Origin of the sequence: Streptosporangium pseudovulgare, assembly GCF_014648055.1 — a bacterium.
Taxonomy (GTDB): domain Bacteria; phylum Actinomycetota; class Actinomycetes; order Streptosporangiales; family Streptosporangiaceae; genus Streptosporangium; species Streptosporangium pseudovulgare.
In genome coordinates this window covers 204,162-221,252 of the sequence record NZ_BMQJ01000003.1, presented here as the reverse complement: position 1 = coordinate 221,252, position 17,091 = coordinate 204,162, and the positions used below count along the sequence as shown (strand labels likewise).

14 protein-coding genes are annotated in these 17,091 nt (G+C 71.9%); 8 read left to right on the top strand and 6 right to left on the bottom strand.

The window, feature by feature from the left end:
• Positions 1-3 precede the first annotated feature (3 nt).
• Positions 4-681, bottom strand: a complete 678-nt coding sequence (locus IEZ10_RS08260) for a pyridoxamine 5'-phosphate oxidase family protein (RefSeq protein WP_229811065.1) — start codon at positions 679-681, stop codon at positions 4-6.
• 413 nt (positions 682-1,094) lie between these two features.
• Here IEZ10_RS08260 and IEZ10_RS08255 point away from each other — a divergent pair, with 413 nt between their 5' ends.
• From IEZ10_RS08255 to IEZ10_RS08225, 7 genes are all read left to right on the top strand, one after another.
• Positions 1,095-1,787: an HAD family hydrolase gene (locus tag IEZ10_RS08255; protein WP_189245889.1), complete on the top strand. Its 693-nt coding sequence runs from the start codon at positions 1,095-1,097 to the stop codon at positions 1,785-1,787.
• A 72-nt stretch (positions 1,788-1,859) separates the two neighbouring features.
• A complete protein-coding gene (locus IEZ10_RS08250; RefSeq protein ID WP_189245888.1) occupies positions 1,860-2,321 on the top strand; it encodes an NUDIX hydrolase in 462 nt (153 codons plus the stop codon).
• Between the two features lie 54 nt (positions 2,322-2,375).
• Positions 2,376-3,272: an ABC transporter ATP-binding protein gene (locus IEZ10_RS08245; RefSeq protein ID WP_189245887.1), complete on the top strand. Its 897-nt coding sequence runs from the start codon at positions 2,376-2,378 to the stop codon at positions 3,270-3,272.
• An 11-nt stretch (positions 3,273-3,283) separates the two neighbouring features.
• A complete protein-coding gene (locus tag IEZ10_RS08240; RefSeq protein ID WP_189245886.1) occupies positions 3,284-3,964 on the top strand; it encodes an ABC transporter permease in 681 nt (226 codons plus the stop codon).
• A gap of 143 nt (positions 3,965-4,107) precedes the next feature.
• A complete protein-coding gene (locus tag IEZ10_RS08235) occupies positions 4,108-5,247 on the top strand; it encodes a sensor histidine kinase (RefSeq protein WP_189245885.1) in 1,140 nt (379 codons plus the stop codon).
• A 100-nt stretch (positions 5,248-5,347) separates the two neighbouring features.
• Positions 5,348-5,953, top strand: a complete 606-nt coding sequence (locus IEZ10_RS08230; RefSeq protein ID WP_179819289.1) for a response regulator transcription factor — start codon at positions 5,348-5,350, stop codon at positions 5,951-5,953.
• Positions 5,954-6,217: 264 nt separating this feature from the next.
• A complete protein-coding gene (locus IEZ10_RS08225) occupies positions 6,218-6,565 on the top strand; it encodes a hypothetical protein (RefSeq protein WP_189245884.1) in 348 nt (115 codons plus the stop codon).
• Positions 6,566-6,714: 149 nt separating this feature from the next.
• On the opposite strand, the gene IEZ10_RS08220 is transcribed toward IEZ10_RS08225, so the two are convergent.
• The 5 genes from IEZ10_RS08220 to IEZ10_RS08200 form a co-directional block, all read right to left on the bottom strand.
• Positions 6,715-8,247: a glycoside hydrolase family 13 protein gene (locus IEZ10_RS08220; RefSeq protein ID WP_189245883.1), complete on the bottom strand. Its 1,533-nt coding sequence runs from the start codon at positions 8,245-8,247 to the stop codon at positions 6,715-6,717.
• Positions 8,248-8,290: 43 nt separating this feature from the next.
• Positions 8,291-9,268, bottom strand: a complete 978-nt coding sequence (locus tag IEZ10_RS08215; RefSeq protein ID WP_189245882.1) for a carbohydrate ABC transporter permease — start codon at positions 9,266-9,268, stop codon at positions 8,291-8,293.
• Positions 9,268-10,203 carry a carbohydrate ABC transporter permease gene (locus tag IEZ10_RS08210; RefSeq protein WP_189245881.1) on the bottom strand — a complete coding sequence of 312 codons (936 nt, stop codon included), beginning with the start codon at positions 10,201-10,203 and terminating at the stop codon, positions 9,268-9,270. The genes IEZ10_RS08215 and IEZ10_RS08210 overlap by 1 nt, the downstream gene beginning before the upstream one ends.
• A gap of 167 nt (positions 10,204-10,370) precedes the next feature.
• Complete coding sequence (locus IEZ10_RS08205; protein ID WP_189245880.1) at positions 10,371-11,759, bottom strand: ABC transporter substrate-binding protein; 1,389 nt, start codon at positions 11,757-11,759, stop codon at positions 10,371-10,373.
• 208 nt (positions 11,760-11,967) lie between these two features.
• Positions 11,968-12,960, bottom strand: coding sequence for a LacI family DNA-binding transcriptional regulator (locus IEZ10_RS08200; protein WP_189245879.1), 993 nt, complete (start codon positions 12,958-12,960; stop codon positions 11,968-11,970).
• A 285-nt stretch (positions 12,961-13,245) separates the two neighbouring features.
• Between IEZ10_RS08200 and IEZ10_RS08195 the strand changes: the two genes are divergently transcribed.
• Entirely contained in the window at positions 13,246-16,818 is a 3,573-nt protein-coding gene (locus IEZ10_RS08195) for a galactose-binding domain-containing protein (RefSeq protein WP_189245878.1), read from the top strand.
• The last annotated feature ends 273 nt before the right edge of the window (positions 16,819-17,091 follow it).

Sequence of the window (17,091 nt, the reverse complement as noted above, 5' to 3'; positions counted from 1 at the left end):
GCGTCACCCAACCGGTTTCCCCGCCTCGTGCCGGCTCAGTCCCACACCCCTCATCCGCCCGACGCCGAAGTAGTCGTCACCCGCGGGCCTGCGTCCTTCCGTGACGCGCTCCCGGCGGTCCTGCCTGACCAGCAGCGGGATGTGCTTGGAGCAGTGGATGTAGGCCTCCTCGACCTCGATCATGATCCAGCGCTCGGCCTTCCTGCCCGGCGCGGTCTGGTCCTCGTCGTTGAGCCCGTAGCGGCGGGAGGCGTCGTAGGCGGTCATGATGCTCGCCGTGCCGTTGACGTGCAGGCCCACCAGGTCCTCGAAGAAGTCGACGAACAGCAGGCTGATGTGCGGGTTCTCCAGGATGTTCCCCATGCTGGCGAGCACGCCGTTGCCCCGGAACTCCGGGTAGACCATCCGGTTGTCGTCCAGCACGCGCACGAACCCGGGCGGGCCCGAGCGGAACGTCGTGTCACAGTTTCCGGCGGCGTCCGCGGTGCCCACGAACGCCATCTGCTGTCGGGCCACGAACTCGCGCATCTGGGGCGTCAGGTGGTCGACCACCTGACGGCCGTAGAACCGCTCCGCCCGCTCCCTGGTGTCGAAGAGTTTCTGAAGGATGTGCTCCCCGCGGGAGCCGGGCAGGCCCTCGCCATCGTCCAGACCGCCGTACGGCACATGCTGGGTCGTCACGTCACTCCATTCGGTCCCGGACCACAAGCCTGTGAGAGGGCGGGCGGGCACCCGAGCCCGGCGATGAAGCACCAAACCGGATGTTTCCCCCCACATAACCGATGGAGCCTAGACCACATCAGCCTCACCCGAAACAGTTCCGCAACATTTCCACAGATTTTTCAAATCATGATCAATGCTCACTTTTCCAGCCCGAACCTGCACTCCAGGGCCGTAGGGCGGCCGTCGCGGAGGTGCGGCGGAGGTGCGGCGGAGCGGCGGAGGCGCACCGCGGGGCGGGTGGGAACGTTCCACCGACGGCGACGGCGGTGTGCGCCGGGACGGGCGGAAACGGACCGCGGAAATGGACATGAGTCCCGCACCCACCGGCTGATAGCCTCCGGCGGGCAGCGACCTCGGGAGGGGAGAAGGTCATGAGGCTCACCGGGCAGGTGCTCATCTTCGACGCCGACGACACGCTCTGGGAGAACAACGTCCTGTTCGAGCGGGTCATCGACGACTTCCTGGGCTGGCTCGCGCACCCGACCCTCGACCGGGCCGAGATCCGCGCCATCCTCGACGACATCGAGGCGGCGAACGCGGTCGCCCACGGCTACGGCAGCAAGGTCTTCCTGCGCAGCCTCGGCGAGTGCCTGGAACGGCTGCACCGGCGGCCGGCGACCGCCGAGGAGCGCCGCCGGATCGAGGAGCTGGCGGTGGCGCTCGTCGAGCACCGCGTCGAGCTGATCCCGGGCGTCTCGGAGACCCTGGCCTCCCTCGGCGACCGCCACGACCTGCTCCTGCTCACCAAGGGCGACCTGGAGGAGCAGCGGCGCAAGCTGGAGGTCTCCGCGCTCGCGCACCACTTCCGCGAGGTCCACATCGTCCCGGAGAAGGACGTGGAGGTCTACCGCAGGCTGGTGCGGCAGCACGACCTGACGCCCGCGACGACCTGGATGATCGGCAACTCCCCGAAGTCGGACATCCTGCCGGCCCGGCAGGCGGGCATGAACGCCGTCTTCATCCCCAACGACAACACCTGGGTGCTGGAGCGGGCCGACCTCGCCCCGGACGACGACCGGGTGCTGCGGCTGCGGAGGTTCCCGGAGCTGCTCGACCACTTCTGACGCCTGCTGCCGCCCGCCGCCACCGCGCCGCATCGGCCGGGCCTCCGCCTGAAGACCGGGAAACGGGGAGACATGACATCGAAGCCCTCCGTATCGTGCGTGTTCGTCTGCCACGACGGCGCCGGCCGGGTGCTGCTGGCCCGGCGTGGCGCCGGGGCGCGGGACGAGCCCGGCGCCTGGGACTGCGGCGCCGGGGCGCTGGAGTACGGCGAGACGTTCGAGGCGGCCGTCGCCCGCGAGGTCCGCGAGGAGTACTCGGCGGCGGCCCTGGAGATCGAGACGATCGGCGTCCGGAACGTCCTGCGCGGGGACCCGGTCTCCTCGCACTGGGTGGCGGTGGTCTTCGCGGTCCGGGTGGACCCGGCCGAGGTCGCCATCGGGGAGCCCCACAAGTTCGACGAGCTGGGCTGGTTCGCACCCGGCCGGCTTCCGGACCGGCCGCACTCCCAGCTCCCCGAGAGCCTCGCGCTCTTCACCGCCTGGGCGGCCCCCGGGCGCCCGGCGCCCGGCGCCTGTGACGACCGTCAGGGGTGAAGTCACGATGACCGCCACTTACCTGGGAAAACGCCGATTCCTAGGGTTGGCGTCATGGAGAGAGCGGCGGTCGAGTTCCACGAGGTGAGCAAGCGCTACGGCCAGGTCCGGGCGCTTGACGCGGCGGGTTTCACGGTGGCGCGCGGGGAGACGGTCTCCCTGCTGGGCCACAACGGGGCGGGCAAGTCCACGGCGGTGGCGCTGATGCTCGGGCTGGTCCGCCCGGACGGCGGGCGGGTCGGCGTCCTGGGCGGCTCCCCGGCCAAGGCGGTCGCCCGGGGCCGGGTCGGCGCGATGCTGCAGAGCGGCGGGCTGCCCGACGGCGCCTCGGTCCGCGACATCGTCCGGCTGGCCTGCGGGCTGTACGGCGGGCGCCGGAAGGTCGGCGAGGTCCTCGAACTGGCCGGGCTGACCGAGCTGGCCGGGCGGCAGGCGACCGCGCTGTCGGGCGGGCAGGCCCAGCGGGTCCGTTTCGCGATCGCGGTCGCGGGACGGCCGGAGCTGCTGTTCCTCGACGAGCCGACCGTGGCGATGGACGTCGAGGCCCGCCGCGAGTTCTGGGACGCGGTCCGCGCCTGCCGGGAGGCCGAGGGCACGACGGTCGTGTTCGCCACCCACTACCTGGAGGAGGCCGACCAGTTCGCCGACCGGGTCGTGGTGCTCGGCCACGGCCGGGTGGTCGCCGACGCCGCCCCGGCGACGGTCAAGGCCCGGGTGGGCGGGCGGATCGTCCGCTGCGTGCTGGCCGAACCCGACCCGCAGCGTCTGCTGGCCCTGCCGGGCGTGACGGAGGTGACCGTCCGCGCCGGGCAGGTGGAGCTGCGGACCGACGACGCCGACCGGACCGTGGGCGCCCTCTACTCCGCGATCGGCGGGGTGCGCGACCTCGAGGTGACCGGTGCCGGTCTCGATGAAGCCCTGATCCTTCTGTCTTCCGGAAAGGCCGCGTAATGTTGCCCCTCGTGCGGTTCGAACTCGTTCGCGCCCTGCGCAATGTCAAGTACCTGGTGTTCCTGGTGGCCGTCCCGGTGGGTTTCTACCTGATGTGGGGGCGCGGCTCGGACGCCGCCCTGGTGGCGATGGCGGTCTACGCCGCGACCGGCGGCGCGCTGATGGCCGCGGGCGGCGGGGTCGCCGACGACCGCGCCCAGGGCTGGCTGCGGCAGCTGCGGGTCACCCCGCTGAGCGGCGCCCGGTGGCTCGCCGGGCGCGTCGTGCTCGGCGTCGTGATGACCCTGCCCGGCATCCTCGCCGTCTGCCTGGCGGCCGTCCTGGTCGGCCGCACCGACCTGCCGCCCACGCGGTGGGCCGCGCTGGCCGGGGTCCTGCTGGCCGGGTCGCTGCCGTTCTGCCTGCTGGGGCTGTTCCTGGGGCTGACCCTGCGCGGCAAGACCGCCCAGCTCGGGATCGTGGTGGTCTTCTTCGCCCTGGCCGCGCTCGGCGGCGTGATCGGCCAGGGCGACCTGCCCGGCGCCTGGCAGCGGGTCCGCGAGCTCACCCCGTCCCACAGCCTGCTGCTGTACGGCGGCGCCGCGGCGAACGGCCGGGACACCGGCCTGGGTCAGGCCGGTGTCCTGGCCGCCTGGACCGCGCTGGCCGGCGCGGCGGTGCTGGCGCGGCGGCGCTGGAGCTCGGACGGGTGACCGCGCCGGAGACGACACCCGGGGCGGCGTCCGAGGCGGCGCCCGGGACGGCGCCCGCGGTGACGTCCGGGGCGGCCTCCGAAGCCGCGCCCGGAGGAACGGCCGGCTGGACCCGGCGGGCCCGGCCCGCCGGGTCTTCGGGTGTGGACGGGCTCCCGGACGCCGAGGACGAGGGCCGGATCACCCGCCTGTGGTCGGCCCGGGACCGCTCCCGGCTCCTGCTGATGGTCGCCGTCACGGTCTGGGCCTCGGCCGCCCAGGTGGCCGCCGGCACCCCGGCGTGGCTGACGGCCACCGCGATCGCCCTCGGGGCGCCGCTGTCCCTGCTGGGGCTGACGGTCCGCTCCGCCGCCGAGCCGAGGGTGTGGTGGCCGCGGTTCGCGGCGCTGGCCGCGATCCCGCTCCTGCTCGCCTTCGTGGCCGGTCCCTGGTGGGCGGCGACCGCCGCGTGGGCCAGCACCGCCGCCGGGTGGGGGCCCTCGCGGCGGGCCCAGCCGTACGTCGTGGGGCTCGGGCTGTCGGCGGGCCTGCTGGCCTTCGCCGGCGGCGGGGACGCCGGGCTGGCCCTGGTGCTGGGCGGGTTCGTCGCGCTCGTCGGCTTCTTCACCGTCCAGGCCCGGCACGCCTCGGAGCTGATGACCGAGCTGCGGGAGACCAAGCAGGAGCTGGCCCGGCTGGCGGTCGTCGAGGAGCGCAACCGCATCGCCCGCGACCTGCACGACCTGGTCGGGCACAGCCTGTCGGTGGTGGCCGTGAAGACCGAGCTGGCCCGCCGCCTGCTGCCGATCGACACCGGTCGCGCCGACGGCGAGCTGAAGGACATCGACGCCATCGTGCGCCGCGCCCTGTCGGAGGTACGGCAGGCGGTCACCGGCTACCGGCAGCCGACGCTGGCGGCCGAGCTGTCGTCGGCGGTCCAGGCCGCCCGGGCGGCCGGCATCCGCTGCGAGGTGTCCAGCCCGGACTCCTGGGACCTGCCGGTGGCCGTCGAGGGCCTGCTGGCCTGGACGGTCCGGGAGGGCATCACCAACGTGCTGCGGCACAGCGGCGCCGCCAACTGCTGGATCACGGTGACCGGGGACGCCGGGGACGCCGCCGGGGTCACCGCCGGGATCGCGGTCGAGGTCGCCGACGACGGCGCCGTACGGGACCGCGACGGCGACGGCCGGCCGGGCAACGGCCTGGCCGGGCTGAGCGAGCGGGCCCGCGCCCTGGGCGGTTCCCTGACCGCGGGCAGGCGCGACGGGGGCGGCTTCCGGCTGCGAGTGGAGGTGACCGGTTGATCCCGGTTCCGGCTGCGGGCGGAGGTGGCCGGTCGACGGTTCCGGCCGCGGACGGAGGCGTGGGGCCGGTCCGGCTCCGGCCGCGAGTGGAGGTGACGGGTTGATCCGGGTGTTCCTCGCCGAGGACCAGACCATGTTCCGCGGCGCGATGGCCGCCCTGCTGGGTCTGGAGGCCGACCTGGAGGTGGTCGGCGACGTCTCCCGCGGGGACGAGGTCGTCGCCGCGTGCGAACGCCTCCGGCCCGACGTGGCGCTGCTCGACATAGAGATGCCCGGCATGGACGGGCTGGAGGCCGCCCGCAGGCTCCGCTCGGCCGTGCCGGAGACGAGGGTCGTGATCGTGACGACCTTCGGCCGGCCGGGTTACCTGCACGCGGCGATGGCCGCCGGGGCCCGCGGCTTCCTCCTCAAGGACGCGCCCGTCGCCGAGCTGGCCGCGGGCATCAGGAAGGTCGCCGCGGGCGGCCAGGTGGTCGACCCGGCGCTGGCCGTGGCGGCGCTGAGCGAGGGCGCCAGCCCGCTCACCCCGCGGGAGAAGGACGTCCTGGCCGCCGCCCGCGCCCACGGCACCATCGCCGACATCGGCCGCGACCTGCACCTGTCGCCGGGGACCGTCCGCAACCACCTGTCGGCGGCGATCCAGAAGCTCGGGGCCCGGACCAGGACCGAGGCCATCGACATCGCCGTCTCCAAGGGCTGGCTCTGACGTCCGGCCGGACGGCGCGAGCCGGTCGCGGAACCCCGCGCCCGGGAGACCGGGCCGCGCGGCCGGGGCGCGCGGCCGGGGCGCGCGGGAGGCCGGTCCACGCGACCCGGCCGCGCGGGAGACCGTTCACGCGACCCGGGCGCGCGGGAGACCGTTCACGCGACCCGGGCCGGACGGCCGGGGCCGGTCTGTGACGACCGTCCTGGGTGAGATCACGATCCGCAGCACTTATCAGGAGATCGCTGACTTCGTAGCGTGGTGACCATGACGAACACCACCCCGAAGTCCTGGAAGATCTCCCTCCTCGGCGGCGTCAAGCAGCGCGGCCCCCAGCGGCTGCCCGAGCACCTGGTCGTCGTCACCGCCGTCGGCGGAGCCGACCTCGACCTCACCGGCGCCGCCTTCTCCGGCGGCCGGTTCACCCTGACCAAGGTCTCCTTCGCCGGCGGGGTGAAGCTCACCGTCCCCGCGGGCGTCCGCGTCGAGGTCGGGGGGTTCCACCTGTTCGGCGGCCACCGCGTCGAGCAGGGCGCCGGGGCGCCCGACGGCCCGGTGGTCACCGTCCGCGCCTACGGGGTGTTCGGCGGCGTCCGGGTGGGCCGGTCGTCCTGAACGGAACCGGCCGGCCCTCCCCGGGCCGCCGGCTCCCCTCCCCGGCCCCGACCCCTCCCCGGCCCCGACCCCCGGCTCCGGCCACCGGCCGTCGGCCTCCGGACCCGGCTTCCGGAGGGCATCCCCGCGAGCGGTCCGGAGGAGCGGTTTCAGACGAGCCAGGCGGTGGTGTCCGCGGGGAGGACAGCGCCGTCGAGCGGGCCGCTGGCCAGCAGGACCGACCCGTGCGGCGGAAGCCGTACGGGGTCGGGGCCGAGGTTGGTCACGCAGGTGAGCCCCGACTCGCGGGTGAAGGCCAGCACGCCGGACCCCAGGTCGATCCAGGTGAGCGTGCCGTCGCCGAGCCGGTCGCGGCGGATGCGCAGCGCGGCGCGGTAGAGGGTGAGCATCGAGCCGGGGTCGGCCGACTGGGCCTCCACGGTGAGCGCGCGCCACTCCTCCGGCTGGGGCAGCCACGGCTCGCCCGTGCCGAAGCCGAACGGCGGCTTCTCCCCCGACCACGGCAGCGGCACCCGGCAGCCGTCCCGGCCCGGCACGGTGTGGCCGGAACGGGTCCACATGGGGTCCTGACGCAGGGCGTCGGGGATGTCGTCGACCTCGGGCAGGCCGAGCTCCTCGCCCTGGTAGACGTAGACGCCGCCCGGCAGCGCCATGGCCAGCAGCGCGGCGGCCCTGGCCCGGCGTCCGCCGAGCCCCAGGTCCGACGGCGCGCCGTCCCGGCGGTCGCCGTGGTCCCAGGACGTGTCGGCCCTGCCGTACCGGGTCACCACGCGCGCCACGTCGTGGTTGGACAGCACCCAGGTGGGCGGCGCGCCGAGCGGGGCGTGCGTGGCGATGGTCTGCTCGATCGAGCGGCGCAGCGCGGCGGGCTCCCAGGGGCAGGCCAGGAAGTCGAAGTTGAAGGCGGTGTGCAGTTCGTCGGGCCGCAGGTAGCGGGCGAAGCGCTCCTGGTCGGGGAACCACACCTCGCCGACCAGCATGCGGTCGCCGTACCCGTCGGCCAGGCGGCGCCAGTCGCGGTAGATCTCGTGCACCTCGTCGAGGTCGGTGTAGCCGTCGGGGTCGCCGCCGTCGAAGTCCTTCACCAGCACCGCGGCCGAGTCGATGCGGATGCCGTCCACGCCCCGGTCGAACCAGAAGCGCAGCACGTCGCGGAACTCCTCGCGCACCTCGGGGTTGGTCCAGTTGAAGTCCGGCTGCTCGGGGGCGAACAGGTGGAGGTACCACTGCCCGTCCGGCACCTGGGTCCAGGCCGGCCCGCCGAAGATGGACCGCCAGTCGCCGGGCTCGTCGGCGAACCAGAAGCGTTCCCGTTCGGGTGAGCCGGGCCCGGCGGCCAGCGCCTCCTGGAACCACGCGCTCCGGTCGGAGCCGTGGTTGGGCACCACGTCGATGATGACCCTGATGCCCAGCCCGTGGGCTTCGCCGATGAACCTCTCGGCCTCGGCCAGCGTGCCGAAGACCGGTTCGATGCCCCGGTAGTCGGCCACGTCGTACCCGCCGTCGGCCATCGGCGACGGGTACCACGGGTTGAGCCAGACGGCGTCCACCCCGAGGTCGGCGAGGTACGGCAGGCGGGCCCGCAGACCCGCCAGGTCTCCCGTCCCGTCACCATTGCCGTCGGCGAAACTGCGCAGGTAGACCTGGTAGATCGCGGCCCCCCGCCACCACGTTTCCGGCATGCTGCTGTGACTCCTCACTGGTAGGGATTCGCCGGTCACCGCGTCAGCCCTTGAGGCCGCCGGCGGTGAGGCCGGCCATGATGTGGCGCTGGAAGACGAGGAAGACCACGATGGTCGGGACGCTGGCCATCACCAGCGAGGCGATGAGCACGTTCTGCGGCATCTGCGCCGACAGGTTGGCGATGCCGACGCTGACCGACATCTTCTCGTCGTCGGTCAGCACCAGCAGCGGCCAGACGAAGTCGCGCCAGGCGTTGACCACGGTCAGGATGGACACCACGCCCAGGATCGGGCGGGAGATCGGGATGACGACCGACCACAGGATGCGCCCCGGCGTGGCGCCGTCGATCTCGGCCGCCTCCAGCAGTTCGCGGGGGATCGAGTCGAAGAACCGTTTGAGCAGGAAGACGTTGAACCCGTTGGCCGCCGCGGGCAGCCAGATCGCCCACGGCGTGTTCAGCAGGTCCCAGCCGAGGAGCGGCAGGTCCTTGACCGTCAGGTAGGCCGGCAGCATGATCACCATCGGCGGGATCATCAGCGTGGCCAGCATCATGGCCAGGATCAGCTTGCCGAGCACCGGCCGCAGCTTGGACAGGGCGTAGGCGGCGGTGACGTCGACCGCCAGCGTGAACAGCCAGGCCCCGCCCGCGTACAGGGCGGTGTTGCCGAGCAGCCGGCCCAGGTCCATCAGCTCCCACGCCTCGGCGTAGGCGTCGAACGTGACTTTCGACGGCAGGAACGTCGGCGGGATCCGCACCAGTTCCTCGGTGGACTTCATCGCCCCGGTGACCATCCAGTACAGCGGGAAGACGAAGGCGGCGGTGAAGCCCACCACGACCACGACGAGGACGGTCCAGTAGACGATCCGGCCCCCGGGCGAGTTGAGCCGGTGCGGGGAGACGGCGGTGCGGAACTCCGACTCGATCCGCCGCGGCCGTCGCCGCGGCCGTGGCGGGCGGGACTCGGGCGGAGCGGGCGAGGCGGTGGCGGGGGCGGCCGTGAGGTCGGCGAGGTTCGGCATCAGCTCTTGTCCTCCCGCGAGACGCGCAGGTAGACGGCGGAGAAGACCATCAGAACGATCATCAGCATCACGCCGAGCGCGTTGCCGCCGTTGATGTTCCCGAAGTTGAAGGCGTACTGGTACATGAGGTAGACGACGCTGACCGTGGAGTTCTCCGGGCCGCCCCCGGTGAGCAGGTAGGGCTCGATGAAGACCTGCATGGTGGCGACGATCTGCAGCAGGAGCATGACCAGGAGGATCAGCTTGGTCTGCGGGATCGTGATGTGCCGGATCCGCCGGAAGAGCCCGGCGCCGTCGAGTTCGGCCGCCTCGTACAGCTCGCCGGGGATGGTCTGCAGCGCGGCGAGGTAGATGAGCGTGCCGCTGCCGAGGTTCATCCAGGTGGAGACGATGACGAGCGAGACGAGCGCGGTGTCGGTGCTGTTCAGCCAGTCGAGGGGCGGCAGGTGCAGGAAGCCGAGCACCTGGTTGAACAGGCCGGACTCCGGCTCGTAGAACCACTGGAAGAGCAGCACGCCGACGGCCGGGGGCAGCATCACCGGGAGGTAGACGACGAGCCTCAGGTAGGCGCGGGCGTGGCGCAGCTCGTTGAGCACCAGGGCGGCGACGAACGGGACGCCGTAGCCGAGGACCAGCGCGAGCACGGTGAACGCCACGGTGTTCTTCCAGGCGGGCCCGAAGGCCGCGTCCTGGACGACCGTGACGAAGTTCTCCAGTCCCACCCAGACGGGCGCGTCGACGAAGTTGGTCCGCTGGAAGCTGAGCACGACCTCCCGGACCATGGGGTACCAGGAGAAGAACGCGAAGCAGATCAGCGCTCCGCAGAGGAACCCGTAGGCGGTGACGTTCCGCCGTACGGCGAGCCGCCGCCGCGCGTTCCGTCGCCGTCCCGGGTCGTCCCCCCGCCGCGGGCCTCGCATGGTCACAGTGGTCATCGGTCCTCCGCACCCGCGCTCTCCGCGGTCCGCTCGTTTCGCTCCGGCTCCGGCCGAGGGGCCCGGCGCGGCCGTGGTGCCGGCCGGGGTGCCGGCCGTACCGGCCCTCCGCCTCCCGGCGCGGCCGGGGCGCCCGCCGTACCGGCGCCCCGGCCCGTGCCGCCGGGTCAGCCCTTCTTCGCCAGCAGGGCGTTGACCTTCGCCTCGGCGTCGGCGAGCAGCTTGGCGGGGTCGGCGTCCCGCCTCGTCAGCACCGCGGACATCGGGGTGTCGAGGATGGCGTAGATCTCCTGGGCGTACGGCCCCGGCTCGGCCTTGGGCGTGATGCCCTTGGAGCCCTCCACCCAGAGCGCGAACTGCTCGGGCGCGACGTTGGCGTTCTCGGAGCGCAGCCGCAGGACCTCCTGGCCGGAGGGGGTGTCGGCGCCGTACAGGTCCGGGTACGGCTGGCCGACCGTCAGGTTCGCGCCCTTGGCGCGCACGTAGTCGAGCTGGCCCTTGCCGGGGGTGAGGAACTCGTACTCGATCCACTTCAGGCCGGCCCTGATCTGCTCGGGCGTGGCCTTGGGGTTGATCATGTATCCGGCGCCGCCGTTGAACAGCGCCTTGGCCTCGGGCTGCGCGGTGATGGCGTAGTTCTCGAACTTCGCCTGGAAGTCGTTGCGCAGCGAGATCAGCACGTCGGGGGCGCCGAGCATCATGCCCATCCTGCCGCCGGCCATCGCCTTCATCAGCGCGGGCCAGTCGATGTAGAGGCGGGAGCCCATGCTGTCGTCGGTCCAGCGCATCTGCTTGAGGTTCTCCAGCACCGCCACGCCCTCGGGGCTGTTGAAGGCGGCCTTCTTGCCGTCGGGGGTGACGACGTCGCCTCCGCGGCCGTAGAGGGAGGCGGTGAAGTGCCAGCCGCCGACGTTGTTGCCGCTGTACTCGCCGAAGCCGACGTAGCCGGGCCCGAGGGCGGAGATCTTCTTGGCCGCCTCCCGCACCTCGGCCCAGGTCTTCGGGGGGTTGGCCGGGTCGAGGCCGGCCTTGGTGAACACGTCGCGGTTGTAGACCAGGCCCATGCCGTAGCCGTCGGTGGGCAGGCCGTAGACCTTGCCGTCCTTCTTGAAGATGTCGAGGGAGGCGTTGTAGTCCTTGAACGTCTTCAGCTCCCCGACGTACGGCGTGAGGTCGGCGGCCTGGCCGGCGTCCACCAGTCGCCCGACGTTGGGGAAGTTGACGAAGAAGACCGTTTCGAGCTGGCCGCCGGCCAGTTTCGCCTCGAACGTCCGCGGCTCGTAGCAGGGGAAGGCGTCGGTCACCTTCTCGATGTTGATGTCCGGGTTGAGCTTCCGGAACGCCGCGAGGTCCTCCTCGTAGGTCGTGCGCTGCGCCTTGTTGGTCTTCGGCGGCATGCAGTTGACCGTGATCGACACGGGACCGCCGGCGGAGCCCGACGCGGACGGCTGCGTGCCGTCCGCGGTGGGTTCGCCGGAACCGCACGCCGACGCCGCGAGGACGAGGGCGCTCGCGAGCAGCGGCCCGAGGAGCCTGCGACACCCGGATCTCGTCATGAAGCTGACCCTTCTGCTGGGGGAGGCCAGGAGTGAGCCGGACGGTCCGCTCCGGCGTGGCCTCACCATAGGATCCCCGACACCGTGATGCAATATTTCGACAGAAATATGAAACATAACGACTGAGTCACGCGTTTCCCGTGCGAAAACGCGGAAGGGGTGACCCACCGATCGGGCCACCCCTTCCGCGCCGTCCCAGCGGCCGCGCTCAGCCCGCGGCCGGCCTCGCCGTGGAGGCCCGCACCACCAGCTCCGGCTCGAAGAGCAGCTCGTCCGCGGGCACGGCCGCCTTGCCGATCAGCGCGACCAGCAGGTCCACCGCCGCCCGCCCCATGGCGTCGATCGGCTGCCGGACCGTGGTCAGCGGCGGCTCGGTGCAGTTCATCAGGGCGGAGTCGTCGTACCCGACCACCGACACGTCGGCCGGCACCGACAGCCCCGACCTGCGGGCCGCCCTGATCGCGCCGAGCGCGAGCGGGTCGCTGGCGCAGACCACGCCGGTGACCCCGGCCCGTAGCAGCCTCGCCGCCGCCGCGTGCCCGCCCTCCAGGGAGAACATCGTGTGCTCGACCAGGGCGGGGTCCCCGCCGGCGGCGACGAAGGTCTCCAGCTTGCGGCGGGAGGGCATGTGGTCCTTCGGCCCCAGCAGCATGCCGACGCGCTCATGGCCCAGCGCCTTCAGGTGCCCGAGCGCCATCTCGGCCGCCACCTTGTCGTCGCAGGACACCTGCGGGAAACCCAGGTGGTCGACGGCCGCGTTGACCAGCACGGCGGGCAGCCCGCGCTCCAGGATCAGCTCGTAGTGCGCGTGCGAGGCGTCGGCTTGGGCGTACAGGCCGCCGGCGAAGACCACGCCCGACACCTGCTGCTGCAGCAGCAGGTCGACGTACTCCGCCTCGGAGACGCCGCCCACCGTCCGCGTGCACAGCACCGGGGTGAAGCCCTGCTGGGCCAGCGCGCCGCCGACGACCTCGGCGAAGGCGGGGAAGATGGGGTTCTGCAGCTCGGGCAGGACCAGGCCGACCAGCCGGGCCCGGTCCCCGCGCAGCTGGGTGGGCCGCTCGTAGCCGAGCACGTCGAGAGCCGTCAGCACCGCCTCCCGGGTCGTCTCCGAGACCCCGGGCTTCCCGTTGAGCACGCGACTGACCGTCGCCTCGCTCACCCCGACCTTCCTGGCCACCTCTGCAAGTCGTCGCGTCATGCGCAAACCATACGACATCTGAAGCAAATATTTGCAGCCACTTGCGGGCCCGAACGTCAGCCGCTTGCGGTCCACGACAGCGGCTCCCCGCCCCAAAGCCCCTTGCTGAGCAGCGATGATGCCGCCCTCTCACACGGGAACACGAAGTCAATTCATTGCGAAATTAAGTCGAAATATTGCAGACATCGATTTGTCATTTTACGGTTCAGCCATCCGACCCGACGAAGGGCACGCTCCCCCGATCCCGGCACCCCCCGGCGTTCCAGACATGAGACAGAGGAACGGATGACACACAAGCGCGCCACACTACTCCGGCTGATCGCGGCGTTGGCCGCCTTCGGCCTCCTGATCGTCACCGGACCACCCCTCCCCGCCGCGGCCGCGGCCGGCCCGAACCTGGCGGCTGGCAAGGCCGTCACCGCCAGCGGGCACACCGACGTCTACGTCGCCGGCAACGCGACCGACGGCAACCCGTCCACCTACTGGGAGAGCCCGTCACACGCCTTCCCGCAGTGGATCCGGGTCGACCTGGGCGCGAGCACGAGCGTCGACCGGGTCGTGGTGAAGCTCCCACCCGGCTGGGAGCCGCGCACGCAGACGTTCTCGGTGCAGGGCAGCACCGACGGCGCCGCCTACACCACGATCGCCGGCCCCGCCACGCGCACCTTCGACCCCGGCTCCGGCAACACGGTCACCGTCGACCTGCCCGCCACCGTCACCCGCTACGTCCGGCTGAACATGACGGCCAACACCGGATGGCCCGCGGCGCAGGTCTCCGAGCTGGAGGTGTACGGCGGCGACACCCAGGCGCCCACCGCGCCCGGCAACCTCGCCTACACCGAACCCGCCGCCGGCCAGATCAAACTGACCTGGACCGCCTCCACCGACAACGTCGGCGTCACCGGCTACGAGATCTACGCCGACGACGTCCTGCGCGCCACCGTCGCGGGCAACGTCCTCACCCACACCGACACCCAGCCCGCCAACGCCACCGTCACCTACCGGGTCCGGGCGAAGGACGCGGCCGGCAACCGGTCGGCCCCGAGCAACGCCGTCACCCGCACCGGCAGCGGCGCCGGCTCCAACCTGGCCGTGGGCAAGCAGGTCAGCGCCTCCTCCTACGTCCACACCTTCGTCGCGGCCAACGCGGTCGACAACGACACGGCCACCTACTGGGAGTCCGGGCCCGGCGCCTATCCCGCCACGCTCACGGTGAAGCTGGGCGCGAACGCGAGCGTCACCTCGGTCGTGCTCAAGCTCAACCCCGACCCCGCCTGGGGCCGGCGCACCCAGACGATCGAGGTGCTGGGCCGCGAGCAGAGCGCCTCCTCCCTCACCACGCTGAAGGCGGCGGCGCCGTACACCTTCGACCCGGCCACCGGGAACGCCGTGACGATCCCGGTCAGCGGTGACGTCGCCGACGTCCAGCTCAGGTTCACCTCCAACACCGGGGCGCCCGGCGGGCAGGTCGCCGAGTTCCAGGTGATCGGCGTCCCGGCGCCGAACCCCGACCTGACGGTCACCGCCGTCTCCTGGACGCCCCAGTCGCCGACGGAGAGCGACACCGTCACGTTGCGGGCCACCGTCCGCAACTCCGGCAACCGCGCCTCCGGCGCGACCGGCGTGAACTTCTCCTTCGGCGCCACCAAGGTCGGCTCCGCCCCGCTGACCGCGCTGGCGGCCGGCGCCTCCGCGGAGGTCTCGGCGTCCGCCGGCCGGTGGGACGCCGGCTCCTACCCGGTGACCGCCAAGGTCGACGAGGCCGACGCGGTCGCCGAGCAGAACGAGCTGAACAACGCGCTCACCGCCTCCTCTCCGCTGGTCGTCAAGCCGGTCGACAGCTCCGACCTGACACCCGTGGCGAGCTGGACCCCGGGCAACCCGGCGAACGGCGCCACGGTGACCTTCTCCGTGGCGATCCGGAACAAGGGCAACATCGCGTCCGCGGGCGGCGGCCACGCCATCACGCTCACCCTGCTCAACGACGCCGGGACGGCGGTGCGCACCCTGACCGGCTCGTACAGCGGCGCGATCGCCGCGGGAGCCACCACCGCCCCGGTGACCCTCGGAACGTGGACCGCGGCGAACGGTCGGTACACCGTACGGACGGAGGTCGCGGCCGACGCCGGCGAGCTTCCCGTGAAGCGGGACGACAACACCGTGACGACCCCGCTGTTCGTCGGCCGCGGCGCGAACATGCCCTACGACACCTACGAGGCGGAGGACGCCTCAATCGGCGGCGGCGCGACCGTCGTCGGACCCAACAGGACCGTCGGCGACCTGGCCGGCGAGGCGTCCGGCCGCAGGGCGGTGAAGCTCGCGACCACCGGCGCCTACGTCGAGTTCACCACCAGGGCCCCGACCAACACCCTCGTCACCCGGTTCTCCATCCCGGACGCGCCGGGCGGCGGCGGCATCGACGCCACCCTCGACGTCTACGTCGACGGCGTCTTCCACAAGGCCCTCAACCTGACCTCGAAGTACGCCTGGCTGTACGGCCCCGAGGCGAGCCCCGGGAACTCCCCGTCCCTGGGCGGCCCCCGGCACATCTACGACGAGGCCAACATGATGCTCAACTCGACCGTCCCGAAGGGCAGCAGGATCAGGCTGCAGAAGGGCACGGCCAACACCACCACCTACGCGATCGACTTCATCGACACCGAGCAGGTCACGCCGGTCCCCAACCCCGACCCCGCGCGGTACGTCGTCCCGTCCGGGTTCACCCACCAGGACGTGCAGAACGCCCTGGACAGGGCGCGGATGGAGACCGGGTGGCTGGGCGTCTACCTGCCGCCGGGCGACTACCAGACCGCGCAGAAGTTCCAGGTGTACGGCAAGCCCGTCAAGGTCGTCGGCGCGGGCCCCTGGTACACCCGGTTCCACGCCCCCGTCACGCAGGAGAACACCGACGTCGGCTTCCGCGCCGAGTCCTCCGCCAACGGCTCGGCCTTCACCGGCTTCGCCTACTTCGGCAACTACACCTCCCGCATCGACGGCCCCGGCAAGGTGTTCGACTTCCAGAACGTCGCCGACATCGTCATCGACGGCATCTGGAGCGAGCACCTGGTCTGCCTCTACTGGGGCGCCAACACCGACCGGATGACGATCAGGAACTCCCGCATCCGCGACATGTTCGCCGACGGCGTCAACATGACCAACGGCAGTACGGACAACCTCGTCAGCAACAACGCGGCCCGCTCCACCGGCGACGACAGCTTCGCCCTCTTCTCGGCCATCGACGCGGGCGGGGCCGACATGAAGGGCAACGTCTACGAGAACCTGACCGCGATCCTCCCCTGGCGCGCCGCCGGCATCGCGGTGTACGGGGGCTACGACAACGTCTTCCGCAACATCTACATCGCCGACACGCTCGTCTACTCCGGCATCACGATCAGTTCGCTCGACTTCGGCTACCCGATGAACGGCTTCGGGGCCGACCCGCCCACCAGGTTCGACAACGTCTCGATCGTCCGGGCCGGCGGCCACTTCTGGGGGGCGCAGACCTTCCCCGGCATCTGGGTCTTCTCCGCCTCGAAGGTGTTCCAGGGCATCCGGGTCAGCAACGTCGACATCGTCGACCCCACCTACCACGGCATCATGTTCCAGACCGGCTACTCGGGAGGCAGACCGCTGAACCCGGTCAAGGACACCGTCTTCACGAACATCTCGATCACCGGCGCCCACCGGAGCGGTGACGCCTACGACGCCAAGTCCGGCTTCGCCATCTGGGCCAACGAGCTGCCCGAACCCAACCAGGGACCGGCCGTGGGGTCGGTGACCTTCAACAACCTGAGGATGAGCGACAACTCCGTGAACATCAGGAACACGACCTCGACGTTCACCATCACCGTCAACTGACGGTGAGGATGTAGATGAACGCCTCCCGGTGAAGTCCGGTGCGTCATTGACCGACGGTGGTGTCCTCAACCGATCCGCCGACTTCGTCCGGAGGCGTTCGTCCGCACTCACCGCACGCGGCGCGTGACATCACAGGGGCCTGCCCAGAGGCCCATCGGCCCCGGCGGTCCTCCGCCGGGGCCGGTCCTCCGCCGGCTTCTGTCGGCTTCCGCCGGCTTCTGTCGGCTTCTGTCGGTGGAACCCGGCAGGATCGTGGCATGCGCGTACCCGCCG

Excerpts from the sequence above, each read along its gene's own strand:
- IEZ10_RS08255 (WP_189245889.1), top strand. The coding sequence starts at position 1,095 with ATGAGGCTCACCGGGCAGGTGCTCATCTTCGACGCCGACGACACGCTC.
- IEZ10_RS08250 (WP_189245888.1), top strand. The coding sequence starts at position 1,860 with ATGACATCGAAGCCCTCCGTATCGTGCGTGTTCGTCTGCCACGACGGC.
- IEZ10_RS08245 (WP_189245887.1), top strand. The coding sequence starts at position 2,376 with ATGGAGAGAGCGGCGGTCGAGTTCCACGAGGTGAGCAAGCGCTACGGC.
- IEZ10_RS08225 (WP_189245884.1), top strand. The coding sequence starts at position 6,218 with ATGACGAACACCACCCCGAAGTCCTGGAAGATCTCCCTCCTCGGCGGC.
- IEZ10_RS08220 (WP_189245883.1), bottom strand. The coding sequence starts at position 8,247 with ATGCCGGAAACGTGGTGGCGGGGGGCCGCGATCTACCAGGTCTACCTG.
- IEZ10_RS08215 (WP_189245882.1), bottom strand. The coding sequence starts at position 9,268 with ATGCCGAACCTCGCCGACCTCACGGCCGCCCCCGCCACCGCCTCGCCC.
- IEZ10_RS08210 (WP_189245881.1), bottom strand. The coding sequence starts at position 10,203 with ATGACCACTGTGACCATGCGAGGCCCGCGGCGGGGGGACGACCCGGGA.
- IEZ10_RS08205 (WP_189245880.1), bottom strand. The coding sequence starts at position 11,759 with ATGACGAGATCCGGGTGTCGCAGGCTCCTCGGGCCGCTGCTCGCGAGC.
- IEZ10_RS08200 (WP_189245879.1), bottom strand. The coding sequence starts at position 12,960 with ATGACGCGACGACTTGCAGAGGTGGCCAGGAAGGTCGGGGTGAGCGAG.
- IEZ10_RS08195 (WP_189245878.1), top strand. The coding sequence starts at position 13,246 with ATGACACACAAGCGCGCCACACTACTCCGGCTGATCGCGGCGTTGGCC.